Raw genomic sequence first — 15527 nt, 5'->3', positions numbered from 1 at the left:
GGGCACCCAAGCCCTTCAAACTCCGGCGAGTTCGATCCGCATCAGCGGACGGCCGGGCTTGCGCACCGCCACTTCCGAAAACCCTGCTTTCTCGAAGACACGCGTCGAGCCGACGAACAGTCCGATCGAGCGCGAATCGCGCGACTGGTCGATCGGGCATGCTTCGAGCCATCGCGCACCGGAGCGTGTCGCGAAATCGATGCCGGCAGCAACCAGCCGGTGGGACAGTCCCTTCCCGCGTGCTTTCGTGCGTACGAAGAAACAGGAGATCGCCCACACGGCGGAATCGGCGGCGTCGCCCGGATCGACGGGCGCTGACACCCTGCCGGCGTTGTTCCACTCCGGAACGTCTGCACGGGGGCCGATCTGCATCCAGCCTATGGCCTGACCACCGTCGATAGCCAGAAGACCCGGCGGCGGCCCTGCCTCGATACGCGCATGGATGAAGTCCTTGTTGCGCTGGCGGTCGTTCTCGCGCCGGATTGCCGGACGCAGCCGAAAATGTGTGCACCAGCACCCGTAGCACGCGCCCTGCTTACCGAAGAGATCTTCGAAAAGCGGCCAGTGTTCCGGTGTCAGCGGCACGATCTCCGGTTCCCCTGCCTGCAATCCGGCCATCGTCCCCTCCAGCAAATACCTTCGCGCCACCGCCTTGTTGCGACGCCGCACATGGATTAAGATTGCGATTGTTCTTGTTATGTTCGCATCGATGCCAGCCGCTGTCAACGACCCCGAGCACGGCTTCTGCCGCGATTGCCTCGCGCCGCAGAAGGTTGCCCGCAGGCGCTGCGAAGCCTGCGGATCGCCGCGCGTTGTCCATCATGGCGAGCTCTATTCACTGTCGCTTGCGCATATCGACTGCGATGCGTTCTACGCGGCCGTAGAGAAGCGCGACCGTCCCGAGCTACGCGACAAGCCTGTCATCATCGGTGGCGGAAAGCGTGGCGTGGTTTCCACCGCGTGCTACATCGCCCGCATTCGTGGCGTGCGGTCCGCGATGCCGATGTTCAAGGCGCTGGAAGCCTGTCCGGACGCGATCGTCATCAAGCCGGACATCGAGAAATACGTCACAGTCGGTCGGCAGGTGCGCGCGATGATGCAGGCGCTGACGCCGCTGGTTGAGCCGATCTCCATAGACGAGGCGTTTCTCGATCTCGCGGGCACGCAGAAACTGCACGGCCGCCCGCCCGCTTTAGTACTCGCCTCGTTCGCCAGACAGGTCGAGGCGGAAATCGGCATCACCGTTTCTGTCGGGCTGTCCTACTGCAAGTTCCTGGCAAAGGTCGCATCCGATTTCGCCAAGCCGCGGGGTTTCTCCGTTATCGGCGAGGCAGAAGCCGTCTCGTTCCTGGCAGCCCAGCCGGTCACGCTCATCTGGGGTGTGGGAAAAGCCTTCGCCGCCACGCTTGCGCAGGACGGCATCCGCACCATCGGTCAGCTCCAGACGATGGAGCAGGACGAGCTGATGCGCCGCTATGGCAGCATGGGGATGCGGCTCTACCGGCTGTCGCGGGGTATGGACGACCGGCAGGTCCATGCCGACCATGACGCGAAGAGCGTGTCGGCCGAAACGACGTTCGACACGGATCTTGCGACCTTCGAGGACCTTGTGCCGATCCTGCGGGCGCTGTCGGAGACGGTCTCCGCGCGGCTGAAGAAATCCGGCATCGCCGGCCGCACCGTGGTACTCAAGCTGAAGAGCGCCGATTTCCGCATCAGGACGCGCAACCGACAGCTACCGGATGCGACGCGGCTCGCCGACCGCATCTTTTCGACCGGGCTGGACCTGCTGCGACGGGAGGCCGACGGCACACGCTACAGGCTGATCGGTATCGGCGTCAGCGATTTGAGCGATGACGGACGGGCCGACCCGCCCGATCTGGTCGATGTCGGATCGAGGAAGCGTGCGATGGCCGAAGGCGCTATCGACGCTCTGCGCGCCAAGTTCGGCGGCAAGGCCGTGGAAACCGGCTACACCTTTGGCGCGGCAGCCGGGGCCGGCCACCGCGCGCGGACGAAAGCTAAGCCTTCTTCGGATGCCTCAGATGTCCATTGCCGGACGGCGCGGCTGCGCGGCGCCGGCTTGTCCCTGCGGCAAAGACGCGGCTTCACTCGCAGGCTGTACGGCCGGCTGGCGAGGGTTGATCTGCCTAGCCACCCATTCCGGCACCTGCCGCTGGGGATACATCAACGGCTCGTTCTGAAGCACGACGACGACCGTATCCACGGGGATGCGGTTGTAGAGATCGATGATGTCCTGGTTGAACAGGCGGATACAGCCCGACGAGACGGCGAGGCCGATCGACCACGGCTCGGAGGTGCCGTGGATACGATAAAGCGTATCCTGGTTGCCCTGGAACAGGTAGAGCGCGCGCGGGCCCAGCGGATTGGTAAGCCCCGGCTCCATGCCGCCGGCATATTGCGCATAGCGATCGGGTTCACGCGCGATCATGCTTTGGGTGGGAGTCCAGCGCGGCCACTGGGCCTTGCGGGCTACGCGTGCCGTGCCCTCGAACTCAAGGCCGGCCTTGCCGACGCCGATGCCGTAACGCATCGCCTTGCCGCCTTCCTGCACGAGGTAAAGGAAGCGGTTGGCCGTATCGATGACGATCGTTCCCGCCGGTTCCGACCGATGATAGTCGACCTGCTGACGGAAGAAGCGTTCCTCCACCTTGCGGATGTCGGTGGCGGGCAGCGGAAACTGCTCTTCGGGCTTCGCGCCATACATGGCGACATAATACGGATCGGGACCTGCCGGCGTGACCGACTCCAGCACAGCCCCTGTCTTGGTGCATGCCGCCAGGAAAAGCGGCATCGAGGCAATGAAGAAGCGGCGGGAAAGGCGACCGGGCGCGGTACCCTTCGGATCGTTGTTGACACACATAAGACGGAACCTGAGACGTTGCTTGTTGTTGCCGCGCGATTAAGCGCCGAGGTTCAGTCAGTGCGTGTCAAACGTGGCCAACAGTTGGGCGAGATAGGGCGGAAAAGTGACGGCCCGCTTCTGTTGCATGAGAGCAACAGCATTTCCCGTCACTCGCCTTCTGCCTCCATGACCTCTCCATAAGCAGTCATAGCGGCCGGAATTCCGGCGCCGGAGAGGATTGCTGCGGCAGCTTCGGCCCTGACGGGTTCAATGCCGCCGGCATCGAAGCCCGATGACGCTTCCTGCGCCCGCATCGATTGGTAGACGCCCGCGAGCGATCCTGGGCTGATCGCCGAGATGGAGCGGAAATATGTGGGCTCACCTGCAGCTTCGATGGTTTGGGCTTTCGACTGATCGCCCTGCCGCTCGGCCGGGGCTGCGATGCCACGATCGCGTGGGCGGGTCGTGCGAGCGTCCCGACATAAGAAAATCCACCGACGATCATCTGCGTCCCCGCTGCGTCCGAAATGTCCCGGCAGCAGGTCTAGCGCATTCATCTCGCCACGCGGTTTATGACGCCGTGTCAGTTTGATTCAATTGCGATGCATCAGGAGTCGAGCATGTCCTTGACGGTGGTCGCCAACTGCTTGAGCGTAAACGGTTTCGGCAGGAATCCGAACTTTGCCTCCTTTGGCAGGTTCTTGGCGAAGGCGTCCTCGGCATAGCCCGACACAAAGATGAACTTGATGTCCGGCTGGCGCTTCAAGAGTTCGCCGAGAAGCGTCGGTCCATCCATCTCGGGCATGACGACGTCCGACACGACAATGTCGACGGCGCCTTCCAGCTCTTCGAAGATTTCCAGTGCCTCGACGCCCGACGAGGCCTCGTGCACCGTATAGCCTCGCGACGACAGCGCTCGTACCCCGCCCATACGCACCGCGTCTTCGTCCTCGACCAGGAGCACCGTGGCCGTGCCCGAAAGGTCCTGGCTGGAGGCGGCCTTTTCCGCGACCGGCTGTCCCGTTTCGACCGCCGTGCCTTCGATCTGCGTGCCCGGCTCCGGTCGGGCCTCGGCCACGTGGCGCGGCAGGAAGATACGGAACGTCGCGCCGTCGCCCGGTTCCGACGAGCAGAAGATGAAGCCGCCGGTCTGCTTGATGATGCCGTAGACCATCGACAGGCCGAGACCGGTGCCCTTGCCGACTTCCTTGGTGGTGAAGAACGGCTCGAACACCTTGGCCAGCACATCCGCCGGAATACCGGTTCCGCTGTCTTCAACCTCGACCAGCACATAGTCGGCCGGCGCGAGCTCGCGATAGCCGAAAGACCTGCATTCGGCTTCCAGCACGTTGCGCGTCCGCACGGCAAGATCGCCGCCATCCGGCATCGCGTCGCGCGCGTTTACCGTCAGGTTCACGATCACCTGCTCGAACTGGCCGATATCCGCCTTCACAGGCCAGAGGTCGCGACCATGATCGATCGTCAGCTTGATGTCGGGTCCGGCAAGACGCGACAGGAGCATGCGCAAATCGGCCAGCACGTCGGTCAGGTTCAGCACCTCGGGACGCATCGTCTGCTTGCGCGAGAACGCCAGAAGCTGCCGCACCAGGGAGGCGGCACGATTGGCGTTCTGCTTGATGTTCATGATGTCGGGGAAGGACTGGTCCGAAGGCCGGTGATTGGCCAGCAGCAGATCCGACGCCATGATGATCGCAGTCAGCACGTTGTTGAAATCGTGCGCGATGCCACCGGCAAGCTGCCCTACCGCCTGCATCTTCTGGCTCTGCGCCATCTGCGCCTCGAGCGCCTTCTGTTCCGTGGTTTCGACGGCGTAGACGATCGCCGCTTCCTCGGCGCCCTCGCCCGAGCCGGCATCGGCGACGGCGCTCACATAGAAACGGATATGCCGGTCCTCGTTTTCCGGCAGCACGGTGTCGATGGGCGCGATATCGGCCTGGTGCGCGCGGGCGCTTGCGAGAGCGGTCTCGAAGGCTGCGCGGTCGCGCGGATGGATCACCGTTTCCAGCTTGATGCGCCGGTCGAGCATGTCCCGGTCCACGACCGTCGAGAACAGCGATAGGAAAGGCGCGTTGGTGCGCAGGATCCTGCCGTCGCCATCCACACCTGCGATCGCCATCGGCGTCGAGTTGAAGAACCGCGTGAAACGCACCTCGGAGGCGCGCAGGTCCGCGGAGGCGTCCTCGCCCTGGTTGCGGTTGAGCACGATCGTGCGCGACGGGCCTGGAGCGCCTTCACGGCTGGCGGTCACGCGGTGCATGAAACGGACCGGCACCGCGGCGCCCGAAACGGTCGACAGATCGAGATCGATCACCGCATTACGGGTCGAGCCGGGGTCGGCCTTGACCGAATTGATCAGCGCCATGCCATCGCCGGCCACGATCTGCGAGAGCGTGGTCCCGCCTGGCGTGAAGCTGGCGAGATCTATGCCCAGCCACTCGGCGAGCGTCGCGTTGATATAGGTGACGCGCCCCGAGGCATCGGCGGCAAAGAAGCCTGCCGGTGCATGGTCGAGATGGTCGATCGCCTTCTGCAGGTCGAGGAAGAAGCGCTCCTGCTCGGCCCGCTCCGCTGAAATATCCGCGATCTGCCACGCCGACAGAGGCTGACGGTAGCCCGGAACCTTGAAAGTACGTGCGCGCAGGCGGTACCAGCGCGCGCCGGGTTCGGCGCCGGGCCGCACCGAACCGTTGAGCCGGAATTCGCCATCACCTGCAATGCCGTCGCGAAGCCCGGCTGCGAGCCTGTAGACGGTTGGCGAGGCCTCGGGGCTGTCGGAGAGGAGCCCCTCGATTGTGCGCACGTCGGCCGCCGAGGTCGCGCCCGTCATATCGGCATAGGCGCGATTGGCGTAGATCACCCTGCCCTTGATGTCGGCGACGATCAGCCCCTGCCCCATCGTGTCGACAAACGCGCGGGACAATTCGTCGGCGGTCGAGCGCGGCGCGACGTGGATGAAGCCAATCGCCGCCGTAAACAGGAAACCGATTCCAATCATCGCCAGCACGCCGAGCAGGCCCAGAAGAAACGGGTCGCCGAGCCGATCGCGGAAGATCGTGAAGATCAGCGCTGAAAAGATCAGCACCACGATGAAGATGAGCAGGCGGGTTATCGCGCCGGGGCGTGCGCTCTGGTCAACGATCGGTGCGGGGCGGGTTTCGCCGCCAGTGGGTGTCGCCATTCGTTTCCTGCCTGCCATGCCCGCGTGGCCCAAGGATCGGTCCGGCATACATCATGGCTGTCGGAAACTGCAAGGGCAGCGGCGGCGCGGTCCACGCTTCATCGTCCGGTCGGCAGGTTTCGCTCAAGTTTCACCGGGAAACCGGGCCGTCGGGCATACAGCGCCGCTTGCCGCAACCAATCACCCCGTCTACTGTTTGCAGCGATATAGGCGCAGGCGGAGCACGCGGCAGCAAAGGGAACGCGACATGCAGGCATGGTTGGAGAGTGTGGCCGGGCCGGATTATGCACCGGCGCTTATGTGGACCGTGGTCGCGCTGATCGTCCTGCTGGTTCTGCTGATCGTGATCCGGATCGTGCGCGGTTTCACATTCGGCACATTCGTCGCCGGCGGGCGCAATCGCAAAGCGCGCCTTGCCGTCATGGATGCGACCGCCGTCGACAGCCACCGTCGTCTGGTGCTGGTGCGGCGCGACGATGTCGAGCACCTGATCCTGATCGGCGGGCCGAGCGATGTCGTCGTGGAGCAGAACATTCGCCTCCTGCCGCCAGCGCGCAAACCGGCTGACGACATGCCTGTGGTCGCGCAGCCACCCGCCACGCCACCCCAACCGGTGGTCGAGAGGCCGCATGCGCCCCGATCGGAAATCGCCGCTCGCGCAACGCCACCGCGCCAGCAGCAACAGCCCGCCCCTCAAAGGGTACCGGTAGCGGAGCCCGCGCCCGCAGCAACGCCCGAGCCGCGTTTCCCGGTTTCTCCGGCAACCAATGCTTCCGCCGCGCCGATACCTCAGGCACCGCAACCAGCACCTGCACCCGCCCCCGCGCGGGCTGTGCAAACGCTTCGGCCGGTTGTCGCTGACCCCGAAACGCATCGGGCGGAGCCGACAAAAGTAGACGACATCGATGATGCGCTGCTGGAAGAGCTGCAGGTCACGCTGGATGGCGACCACCGCCGTCAGGCCACGGTCAGCCCGGAAATCTCGCTCGACGACGAAATGAGCCGGCTGCTGGGCGACCTCTCCAGCAAGCGCTAAAGCGTCAAACACCTCGCGGGCCGGAAATTTGCCCGGCAACGCTTACGCGAGACGAAAAAAGCGGCTTCAAGCCGCTGAGTTAATTGCCTTAGTCGTCCCGATAGACCTTTTCGCGGCGCTCGTGACGTTCCTGCGCCTCGATTGAAAGCGTAGCGATGGGCCTCGCATCCAGCCTCCGCAGCGCGATCGGCTCGCCAGTCTCCTCGCAGTAGCCATAGGTACCCTCGTCGATCCGCTGCAGAGCCGCGTCGATCTTGGAGATCAGCTTGCGCTGACGATCACGAGCACGCAGCTCGATCGCGCGGTCGGTCTCGGACGACGCGCGGTCGGCGAGATCGGGGAGGTTGGCGTTTTCCTGCTGCAGGATTTCGAGGGTTTCACGCGCTTCGCGCAGTATGTCGTTCTTCCAGGTAACCAGCTTGGCCCGGAAATACGCCTTCTGACGCTCGTTCATGAACGGTTCGTCTTCGGTGGGGACGTAATCGGCTTGAACAGTTGTTGACATTCGACTCAATCCCAAAACTTCAGTCCGGGCGCCTATATATTCGCGGGCTAGGAGCCGCACAAGCGCTAAGGCAAAGGCATTCACGCATTTGTCAAAGCGATTCGTTCCGCCTTCGACGGCGCTGCAATTGCTTGTGACGCGCCGGTTCCTCGGCTGGATCGCGTTGAAATCGTCCTGCCGGCGTCCAGTTGCGCGATGCTGGCCGGGCCGCTAAATCCAGCGTGGTGGGCCCGGTATCGCCATTCCGGCAGGGCCGGAACGGTGAGGTCCCCATGTCCCGGCTCTATCTTCTGCGCCACGCCAAGGCAAAATGGGCGGAACCCGGCTCGCGAGACTATGATCGCGCGCTCGAACTTTCCGGCAAAGCCGACGCCGACAACATTGCCGCCTCGATGCTGCTTGCCGGTTACATGCCGGACCGCGTGCTGTGTTCCGGCGCCAAGCGTGCGCGCGAAACCTGGGAGGCGGCGGCGCGGCATCTGCCTGTCACCGATGTACGCTACATGGACGAGCTCTACAGTTCGGACGCCACGGGCTATCTCGACATCATCCGCAGTGCCGGCGGCGACGGCTCTGTGCTGGTCGTCGGCCATAATCCGATGATGGAGGACCTGGCCATGGCGCTGTCGTGCGGCGGCGAAAAAGATGCGTTGGCAACCGTAGCTGGTGGCTTTCCGACCTGTGGACTTGCGGTCATCCGCTTTTCGACGCCCCTTTCGTCAATAGCGCCCGAAGATGGCTACCTCGAGGAGTTTGTCGCTCCACGCGATCTGTGACGGTCAGCTCTCGCCCGTAACAGCGATATTTCCCATGGCTCTTTCCAATTGGGGCCTGCAGCACCTATATCGGCTGCCATGAGCACGAGATATTTCTTTTGGCTGCCCTGACCAGTATCGGCGACGAGGCGCGCATCGCGCTCGACACGCTGACCGGACGGGCGGCGGGCCTGGTTTCGCCGTCGTTGCGGCTGGGTGTGACGGGTCTGTCGCGGGCGGGCAAGACGGTTTTCATTACCGCGCTGGTTCACAATCTCGTCCACGGCGGTCGCCTGCCCCTCTTCGAGGCGCAGAAAAGTGGGCGCATCTCGCGGGCCTATCTCGAACATCAGCCGGACGACGCCGTGCCGCGCTTCCAGTACGAGGATCATGTCGCAGCCCTCGTCGATGAACGTATCTGGCCGGATTCCACCCGTGCGATATCCGAACTGCGCCTGACCATCGACTATGAATCCGCATCCGGCTGGGGACGGCTTTTCTCGCGCGGACGGCTGTCGCTGGACGTGGTCGACTATCCGGGCGAATGGCTGCTCGACCTGCCGCTTCTCGGCAAGGACTATGCCGACTTCTCCCGCGACGCCTGCGATCTCGCCCGGCTGCCGGTGCGCGCGGACCTTTCTGCCGAATGGGCGGCGCTTGCAGGCGCCGCCGACCCCGACGCACCGGCCGACGAGATGACTGCGCGGCGGCTGGCCGAGGCCTTTGCCGCCTACCTCAAGGCCTGCAAGGAAGACGAGCGGGCGCTGTCGACCCTGCCGCCCGGCCGGTTCCTGATGCCCGGCGACCTTGAAGGCTCCCCGGCGCTGACGTTTTCGCCTCTGCCGGAACTCGGCGGTGACCGGGCCAAGCCCGGCTCGCTGCGCGCGATGATGGAGCGCCGCTACGAGGCCTACAAGACGCATGTCGTCAAACCGTTCTTCCGCGAGCATGTCGCGCGGCTCGACCGGCAGATCGTTTTGATCGACGCCATGCAGGCGCTCAATGCCGGACCCGAAGCCGTAGCCGATCTGGAGCGCGCGCTGACCGAGATCCTTGCCTGTTTCCGCCAGGGACGCGGCAACATGCTGACCAGCCTGTTTTCGCGAACCATCGACCGCATTCTGATCGCTGCCACCAAGGCCGACCATATCCATCATGAGAGCCACGACCGGCTCCAGGCCATCGTGCGCCGCCTCGCAGACCGGGCGATCGAGCGCGCGAGCTTTTCGGGTGCGGAGGTCGAAGTGCTGGCCATGGCGGCCGTGCGCGCCACCCGTGAAGGCACGGTCAAGCAGGGCCGCGATACGCTGCCGGTCATCATCGGAACGCCGATTGCCGGCGAACGAATCAATGGCGACACCTTCGATGGCGGAACGGAAACGGCCATATTTCCCGGTGATTTGCCGGAAAAAGCTGATGCGGCATGGAAGGATTCCGGAGGCGCGGCAGACGCCCCCATCCGGTTCGTGCGCTTCCGTCCGCCGAAGCTGGAGAGAACGGCAGAGGGGCTGACCCTGTCGCTGCCCCACATCCGCCTCGACCGCGCCCTGCAATTCCTCATCGGTGACCAGCTCGCATGAAGGAACCCAGACGCCCAGCGGCCTTCCGCATCGAACCGGTCAGCAAGCCCGAACCGCGCCCCAAGGCCGAAGCGCCGCGCGCGCCCCGCGCCGTGAAACCGGAGGCGGCAGTCGTCACGCCCGCCGAGATCGACATTTTCGACGAGCCGGACGCTGCGATCGCGGAACCACCGCCCGCCTCGCCGCCCCGAAAGCGCTCCAGGCTCGGCGCGATCTTCGTTGCCGCACTTGGCATTCTGGTTTCGATGGCTCTCGGCCTGTGGACCGAAAGCCTGATCCGCGAACTCTTCTCGCGTTCCGACTGGCTCGGGTGGTTTGCCGCCGGCGTTGCAACGGTCGCAGTGCTCGCGCTGGTCGTGATCCTTGCGCGCGAACTGGTAGGGCTTGCCAGACTTAACTCGGTGGAATCGTTGCGGCGGCGTGGAGCTGACGCGCTTGCCAATAACGACGCCCGCGAGGCACGCAAGGTGGTCGGCGAACTGACCCGCTTCGTTTCCAGCAGGCCGGAAACGGCCGCCGGCAGGCGCGCGCTTGCCGAACTCGAAGACGATGTCATCGACGGTTCGGACCTCGTCCGCCTCGCTGAGCGAGAGTTGCTGGTGCCACTCGACGCACGCGCGCAGACGCTCATCCTCGACGCTGCCAAGCGTGTCTCGGTCGTGACCGCGGTCAGCCCGCGCGCGCTGGTCGACATCGCCTATGTCCTCTTCGAGGCAGGCCGCCTGATTCGGCGGCTGGCCGAACTCTACGGCGGGCGTCCCGGCACGCTGGGCTTCATCCGGCTGGCGCGTGACGTGCTGGCTCACCTCGCGGTGACCGGCGCGATCGCTGCGGGTGACGAATTTGTCCACCAGATCGTCGGCCAGGGGCTGGCCGCGAGGCTTTCGGCCAAGCTCGGCGAAGGCGTGGTCAATGGCATGATGACGGCGCGATCGGCGTCGCGGCCATGGAAACCGTGCGCCCCCTGCCCTTTGCAGCCGCGCGACGGCCGGGCATGACCGACTTTCTAGCGGCTCTGACGACTTTTGTGCGCAGGAAGAACGCGACGGAAACCAAAAGCAGCGAATGACCTTGCGTCTTTTAGCGCCTTCGACCATTCTCCGCCCAAAGACGGGTAGACGAAGCGTTAACCATTCTTCGCCATGGTTTGCCTCGCTGTTCCCAGTCAAGTCGTAGCCGGGTGTCCCATGATCGCACGCGCATTTCTGACCGCATTCCTGCCGCTTGCGGCTGCCTCTCTGGTGGCTGCGCCCGCGCTTGCATCCGAGAAGGACAAGCGCTTCTTCAGCAAGGTTCAGGGTGAATGGTCCGGGCCTGGCGAAATCGTCGCCGGCAAATACAAGGGCACCCGTTTCAACTGCAACTTCAAGGGCGCGACCCCGGAAGGCAAGCTCGGCATGTCGCTCGACGGCGGCTGCCGCGTCGGCCTGTTCACGCAGAAGATGTCGGCCAAGATCGAGCACAAGGGCCGGCAGGGCTATCGCGGCACCTTCATGGATGGTGCGCTTGGCGAAGGGCTCGATGTCGTCGGCGGCGATGTAAGCAACGGCAAGGTCGTGCTGACACTCAACCGCAACCAGTTGAATGGTGCAATGCTGGCGCGCCTGCCTGACGACGACACCATGCACGTCACGGTTTCGGTCAAGGTCGACAAGGAAATGGTTCCGGTCATCGGCATGAACCTGAAGCGGGTCGACACCCGCTCGGTTGGTTCGGTCAGCAACCGCTGAATCTGGCGGCAAACACACAGCCGCCTTCCGCAGTCGACTGCCTATTCCCTCACGCCTGTCATCCGCCTACTAATAGCGCTTGATACTGCGCGCGGAGCGGTTCCGCGCAAACATCAGGAGGCATGGCATGGCGGCTGAAGCAGCGCATCATGGCGTCGATCTCGTTCCGGTCGTGGCCTTGCTGGCCGCAGGGGTCGTGGCGGTTCCGCTGTTCAAGCGCTTCGGTCTCGATTCGGTTCTGGGCTATCTGGCGGCCGGTCTCGTGATCGGCCCCTTTGGCATCGGGCTGTTCAGCGACCCGGAGACGATCATCAGCGTCGCCGAACTCGGCGTTGTCATGTTCCTGTTCGTGATCGGCCTGGAGATGCAGCCTTCGCGCCTGTGGAGCCTGCGCGGCGAAATCCTCGGGCTCGGCGTGCTGCAGGTCGCGACATGCGGATTGCTGCTTACAGGCGTCGGCATTCTGCTCGGATATGATCCCGCCGTTGCGTTCGTCTTCGGCGTCGGCTTCGTCCTGACCTCGACAGCGATCGTTTTCCAGGTGCTCAACGAACGCGGTGAGATGTCGACCCCCAAGGGCCAGCGCATCGTGTCCATCCTGCTGCTGGAGGACCTTGCCATCGTGCCGCTGCTGGCCTTCGTCGCCTTCATCGCGCCGGGCTCGGGCGAGGCGGAAGCCGGGTCGCGCTGGGTTTCGATCGCCATCGCCCTGGGTTCGATCGCTGGCCTCGTGTTGGTCGGGCGCTTCCTCCTCAATCCGCTGTTTCGCGTATTGGCGCAGGCCGGCGCCCGCGAGGTGATGACAGCGGCGGCGCTGCTGGTGGTGCTGGGCTCGGCGCTTGCCATGCAGCTTGGCGGGCTTTCCATGGCTATGGGCGCCTTTCTCGCCGGCGTGCTCCTGTCGGAATCGACATTCCGCCATCAGCTCGAGGCGGATATCGAGCCCTTCCGTGGCATTCTACTGGGACTTTTCTTTCTCGGCGTCGGCATGGCGCTCGATCTCGGTATCATCGCCCAGAACTGGGGCCTGATCGCGACGGCGGTACTCGCCTTCATGATCGTCAAGGCGATCGGCATCTACGCCGTCGCGCGGTTGCTCAAAACCAGCCATGCAGAGGCTCTGGAGCGCGCCGTCATCATGGCGCAGGGCGGCGAGTTCGCCTTCGTGCTTTACGCAACCGCTGCCAATGTCGGGCTCATCGACGCCTCGGTCAATGCGGTCTTCACCTCGACCGTCATCGTTTCGATGGTGTTGACGCCCTTTGCGATGATGGCGCTCAAGCGCCTGACGCCGGAGCCGGAACAATCCATGGACGGCGTCGAAGTCGCCCACGATATGCGCGGCAGCGTTCTCGTGATCGGTTTCGGCCGCTTCGGCCAGATCGTCAGCCAACCGCTGCTGCTGCGTGGCGAGGAGGTGTCGATCATCGACGACGACGTCGAGATGATCCAGGCGGCTGCGGAATTCGGCTTCAAGGTCTATTACGGCGACGGGACGCGGCTCGACATTCTGCACGCCGCCGGCGCCGACCATGCCAAGGCCATTCTCGTCTGCGTCGAAAAGCCCGAGGCGGCTTTGCGCATCGTCGAACACATCAAGGCCGAGTTCCCGCTGGCGACCGTCATGGCCCGCGCATTCGATCGTGGCGCGGCAATCGAGCTGATCAAGGCCGGCGTCGATTACCAGATACGCGAGACCCTGCATTCGGCCTTTGCCTTCGGTCGCGCAACGCTAGAGACGCTCGGCGTACCCGACGAGGAAGCGGACGAGTTGATGGACGAGGTGCGCCGGCGGGATGCGGAACGGCTGGAAATCCAGGTTGTCGGCGGAATCTATGCCGGCAACCAGCTTCTGAAGGGCAATCAGCCGACACCGACACCGCTGGCAACTCCAAAACGCGGTGGCAGCGCCGGCAACGAGGAGGCTGCCGAAGCGATCCGTCGCGCGGCGGCATCGGGAGAAGAAGCCGCGCCCGGCTGATTGCAGCCTTGAGGGGGTTCAGAGGCGCCGCCACCAGTCGCTGCCGCCCGGCAACCGATCGATGCCAGCCGTGTCCACGCCAGCGAGCCGCCCGGCCGCGGGCTCGCCGTCCACGATCACGTCCGGCGCGATCTCCGCCAGAGGCGCCAATACGAACGCGCGCTCGCCCATACGCGGGTGCGGCACCTGCAGCCCCTCTTCGTTGATCCGCTCACTGCCGAACAGCAGAATATCCATGTCAATCACACGCGGGCCCCATCGCTCGGCCCGCACGCGCTTGAGCGCGCGCTCCGTTTCAAGGCACAGGTCGAGAAGTGCGCGAGGCGACAGTGTCGTATCAACGGCGGCGACGGCATTCATAAAGTCCGGCTGATCCGTCTTCCCCCATGGCGGGGTGCGATAGAGCGACGAGACAGCCATGACCGACACTGCCGCATTCGCATCGAGCGCGCGCAGCGCGGATGCCATGGCGGCCGCCGGATCTCCGAGATTTCCCCCAGCCCGAGATAGGCCCGGGTACGGTCTGTTACCGTGTTCATGCGACACAATCCGGAAATGACGGGGTTTCAACCCTGCTGGGGCCAGACAACCGTGACCTCGACATAATCCAGCACGCCCGGCACCGGTGCATTCGGCTTGCGTACGGTGATTTCCGCCCGACGGATCTGCGGGAACGAGCGGCAAAGGGCCTTGGCCACATCGAGCGCCAGCGCCTCGATCAGGAAGCGGCGCTTGCCGGTGATGATCTTCTCAATTTCGATGAAGGCAACGCCATAATCGACTGTCGCGTCTATCGAATCGCTCTCAAGGGCACTATCGGGCACCACGTCCAGGACCGCGTCCACATAGAAGCGCTGCCCCAGCGTCTCTTCCTCGTCCAGCACGCCGTGGCGAGCGAAAAAGGCGCAGTTCTTCATCCGGATCGTATACATCGACATTCCTCCGCGCCGTCAGCCGGCGGCACCCCTGCCTGCTGCCATGCCACGCGCAACCATAGCATCGGCAAAGCGCAACGCGTCCTTGTTGATTGCGACATCATGCACCCGAAAAATGACGGCACCCTGCAGCCTCAGGATAACGCTCGTGGCAGCCGTCCCCGGCCCGCGCTCATCAGGCTCGCGGCCGGTCACCGCGCCCACGAAGCGCTTTCGCGACGTCCCGACCAGCCACGGCCGGCCGAGTGACGACAACTCGGAAAACCGCGCCATCAAGTCCAGATTCTCCTCTGGTGTCTCCTTGGCGAATCCGTAACCGGGGTCGAGCAGGATGCGTTGTTCATCCACGCCCGCGTCACGCGCGATCTCCAGCGACCGCGACAGAAAGGCAACCTGATCCGCAATAGGGTCGGCAAGCTTCGTGCGCTCGCGCCCGGTGTGCATCACTACAAGCCCTGCCCCGGTGGCTGCCGCCACGCGCGCGATGCCGGGTTCCCGCTGCAGGCCCCAGACGTCGTTCACGATGTGCGCGCCGGCCTGCACGGCAAGCCGGGCAGTCTCCTCGCGGTAAGTGTCGACTGAAATCAGCGCATCGCCCTCGGCGGCAAGGGCTTCGATCACCGGCAGGATACGGGCCTGCTCTTCGGCCGGCGACACGGCGGCACCTCCGGGGCGCGTCGATTCCCCCGACATCGATGATCGATGCGCCCTCGTGCACCATGCGTCGCGCCTGGGTCAGCGCGGCATCGGCCTGTGCATAGCGTCCGCCATCCGAAAAACTGTCCGGCGTGACGTTCAGCACGCCCATGATCCTTGCCTCTGGCCCCAGTTCGAGGGAGCGTCCGTGAGCGAGTGGCCAGATATAGCGTTCGAACATCTGCGTTTCCGGGAAATGCCTCGGACGCGTTTTGAGGCCGTGCAGCGGCAAATGCAATGTTGT

The 15527-nt window shown here is 64.4% G+C and carries 12 protein-coding genes and 3 pseudogenes; 7 read left to right on the top strand and 8 right to left on the bottom strand.

What is annotated here, in order from left to right:
- Positions 1-15: 15 nt before the first annotated feature.
- Positions 16-618 carry a GNAT family N-acetyltransferase gene (locus tag HK436_RS15955; RefSeq protein WP_173191334.1) on the bottom strand — a complete coding sequence of 201 codons (603 nt, stop codon included), beginning with the start codon at positions 616-618 and terminating at the stop codon, positions 16-18.
- 79 nt (positions 619-697) lie between these two features.
- Here HK436_RS15955 and HK436_RS15950 point away from each other — a divergent pair.
- Positions 698-1999: pseudogene (locus HK436_RS15950) on the top strand (DNA polymerase IV); the annotation flags it as partial.
- Positions 2000-2041: 42 nt separating this feature from the next.
- On the opposite strand, the gene HK436_RS15945 reads toward HK436_RS15950, so the two are convergent.
- From HK436_RS15945 to cckA, 3 genes are all read right to left on the bottom strand, one after another.
- Positions 2042-2815 carry a L,D-transpeptidase gene (locus HK436_RS15945; protein ID WP_244649195.1) on the bottom strand — a complete coding sequence of 258 codons (774 nt, stop codon included), beginning with the start codon at positions 2813-2815 and terminating at the stop codon, positions 2042-2044.
- A 218-nt stretch (positions 2816-3033) separates the two neighbouring features.
- Positions 3034-3423: a hypothetical protein gene (locus tag HK436_RS15940; protein ID WP_173191332.1), complete on the bottom strand. Its 390-nt coding sequence runs from the start codon at positions 3421-3423 to the stop codon at positions 3034-3036.
- Positions 3424-3473: 50 nt separating this feature from the next.
- A complete protein-coding gene (gene cckA / locus HK436_RS15935) occupies positions 3474-6065 on the bottom strand; it encodes a cell cycle histidine kinase CckA (protein WP_173191330.1) in 2592 nt (863 codons plus the stop codon).
- 247 nt (positions 6066-6312) lie between these two features.
- Here cckA and HK436_RS15930 point away from each other — a divergent pair, with 247 nt between their 5' ends.
- Positions 6313-7101: a flagellar biosynthetic protein FliO gene (locus HK436_RS15930; protein WP_173191328.1), complete on the top strand. Its 789-nt coding sequence runs from the start codon at positions 6313-6315 to the stop codon at positions 7099-7101.
- 88 nt (positions 7102-7189) lie between these two features.
- Here HK436_RS15930 and dksA read toward each other — a convergent pair whose 3' ends face one another.
- Positions 7190-7606 (bottom strand): RNA polymerase-binding protein DksA, encoded by a 417-nt coding sequence (gene dksA, locus HK436_RS15925; RefSeq protein WP_173191326.1) that lies wholly within the window; start codon positions 7604-7606, stop codon positions 7190-7192.
- A gap of 272 nt (positions 7607-7878) precedes the next feature.
- Here dksA and HK436_RS15920 point away from each other — a divergent pair, with 272 nt between their 5' ends.
- The 5 genes and pseudogenes from HK436_RS15920 to HK436_RS15900 all read left to right on the top strand — a co-directional run bounded on the left by HK436_RS15920 (position 7879) and on the right by HK436_RS15900 (position 13652).
- Positions 7879-8382, top strand: coding sequence for a SixA phosphatase family protein (locus HK436_RS15920; protein WP_173191318.1), 504 nt, complete (start codon positions 7879-7881; stop codon positions 8380-8382).
- A 98-nt stretch (positions 8383-8480) separates the two neighbouring features.
- A complete protein-coding gene (locus HK436_RS15915; protein WP_173191316.1) occupies positions 8481-9941 on the top strand; it encodes a YcjX family GTP-binding protein in 1461 nt (486 codons plus the stop codon).
- A pseudogene (locus HK436_RS15910) lies at positions 9938-11010 on the top strand (YcjF family protein). Before HK436_RS15915 ends, HK436_RS15910 begins: the two are co-directional and overlap by 4 nt.
- A 118-nt stretch (positions 11011-11128) precedes the next feature.
- A complete protein-coding gene (locus HK436_RS15905; RefSeq protein WP_173191314.1) occupies positions 11129-11671 on the top strand; it encodes a hypothetical protein in 543 nt (180 codons plus the stop codon).
- Between the two features lie 127 nt (positions 11672-11798).
- Entirely contained in the window at positions 11799-13652 is a 1854-nt protein-coding gene (locus HK436_RS15900; RefSeq protein ID WP_173191312.1) for a monovalent cation:proton antiporter-2 (CPA2) family protein, read from the top strand.
- Positions 13653-13670: 18 nt separating this feature from the next.
- On the opposite strand, the gene folK is transcribed toward HK436_RS15900, so the two are convergent.
- From folK to folP, 3 genes and pseudogenes are all read right to left on the bottom strand, one after another.
- The gene (folK, locus tag HK436_RS15895; protein WP_312860681.1) at positions 13671-14198 is read right to left on the bottom strand and encodes a 2-amino-4-hydroxy-6-hydroxymethyldihydropteridine diphosphokinase; all 528 of its coding nucleotides are present in this window, start codon (positions 14196-14198) and stop codon (positions 13671-13673) included.
- A 20-nt stretch (positions 14199-14218) separates the two neighbouring features.
- Positions 14219-14584 carry a dihydroneopterin aldolase gene (gene folB / locus HK436_RS15890; RefSeq protein WP_173191308.1) on the bottom strand — a complete coding sequence of 122 codons (366 nt, stop codon included), beginning with the start codon at positions 14582-14584 and terminating at the stop codon, positions 14219-14221.
- A gap of 18 nt (positions 14585-14602) precedes the next feature.
- Positions 14603-15464: pseudogene (gene folP / locus HK436_RS15885) on the bottom strand (dihydropteroate synthase).
- Between the last annotated feature and the right edge of the window lie 63 nt (positions 15465-15527).

Source organism: Neoaquamicrobium sediminum (assembly GCF_013240295.1).
Classification (GTDB): domain Bacteria; phylum Pseudomonadota; class Alphaproteobacteria; order Rhizobiales; family Rhizobiaceae; genus Aerobium; species Aerobium sediminum.
This window is presented reverse-complemented; position numbering and strand designations above follow the sequence as displayed.

Excerpts from the sequence above, each read along its gene's own strand:
- HK436_RS15920 (WP_173191318.1), top strand. The coding sequence starts at position 7,879 with ATGTCCCGGCTCTATCTTCTGCGCCACGCCAAGGCAAAATGGGCGGAA.
- HK436_RS15955 (WP_173191334.1), bottom strand. The coding sequence starts at position 618 with ATGGCCGGATTGCAGGCAGGGGAACCGGAGATCGTGCCGCTGACACCG.
- cckA (WP_173191330.1), bottom strand. The coding sequence starts at position 6,065 with ATGGCGACACCCACTGGCGGCGAAACCCGCCCCGCACCGATCGTTGAC.
- HK436_RS15940 (WP_173191332.1), bottom strand. The coding sequence starts at position 3,423 with ATGAATGCGCTAGACCTGCTGCCGGGACATTTCGGACGCAGCGGGGAC.
- HK436_RS15945 (WP_244649195.1), bottom strand. The coding sequence starts at position 2,815 with ATGCCGCTTTTCCTGGCGGCATGCACCAAGACAGGGGCTGTGCTGGAG.
- HK436_RS15905 (WP_173191314.1), top strand. The coding sequence starts at position 11,129 with ATGATCGCACGCGCATTTCTGACCGCATTCCTGCCGCTTGCGGCTGCC.
- dksA (WP_173191326.1), bottom strand. The coding sequence starts at position 7,606 with ATGTCAACAACTGTTCAAGCCGATTACGTCCCCACCGAAGACGAACCG.
- folB (WP_173191308.1), bottom strand. The coding sequence starts at position 14,584 with ATGTATACGATCCGGATGAAGAACTGCGCCTTTTTCGCTCGCCACGGC.
- HK436_RS15930 (WP_173191328.1), top strand. The coding sequence starts at position 6,313 with ATGCAGGCATGGTTGGAGAGTGTGGCCGGGCCGGATTATGCACCGGCG.
- HK436_RS15900 (WP_173191312.1), top strand. The coding sequence starts at position 11,799 with ATGGCGGCTGAAGCAGCGCATCATGGCGTCGATCTCGTTCCGGTCGTG.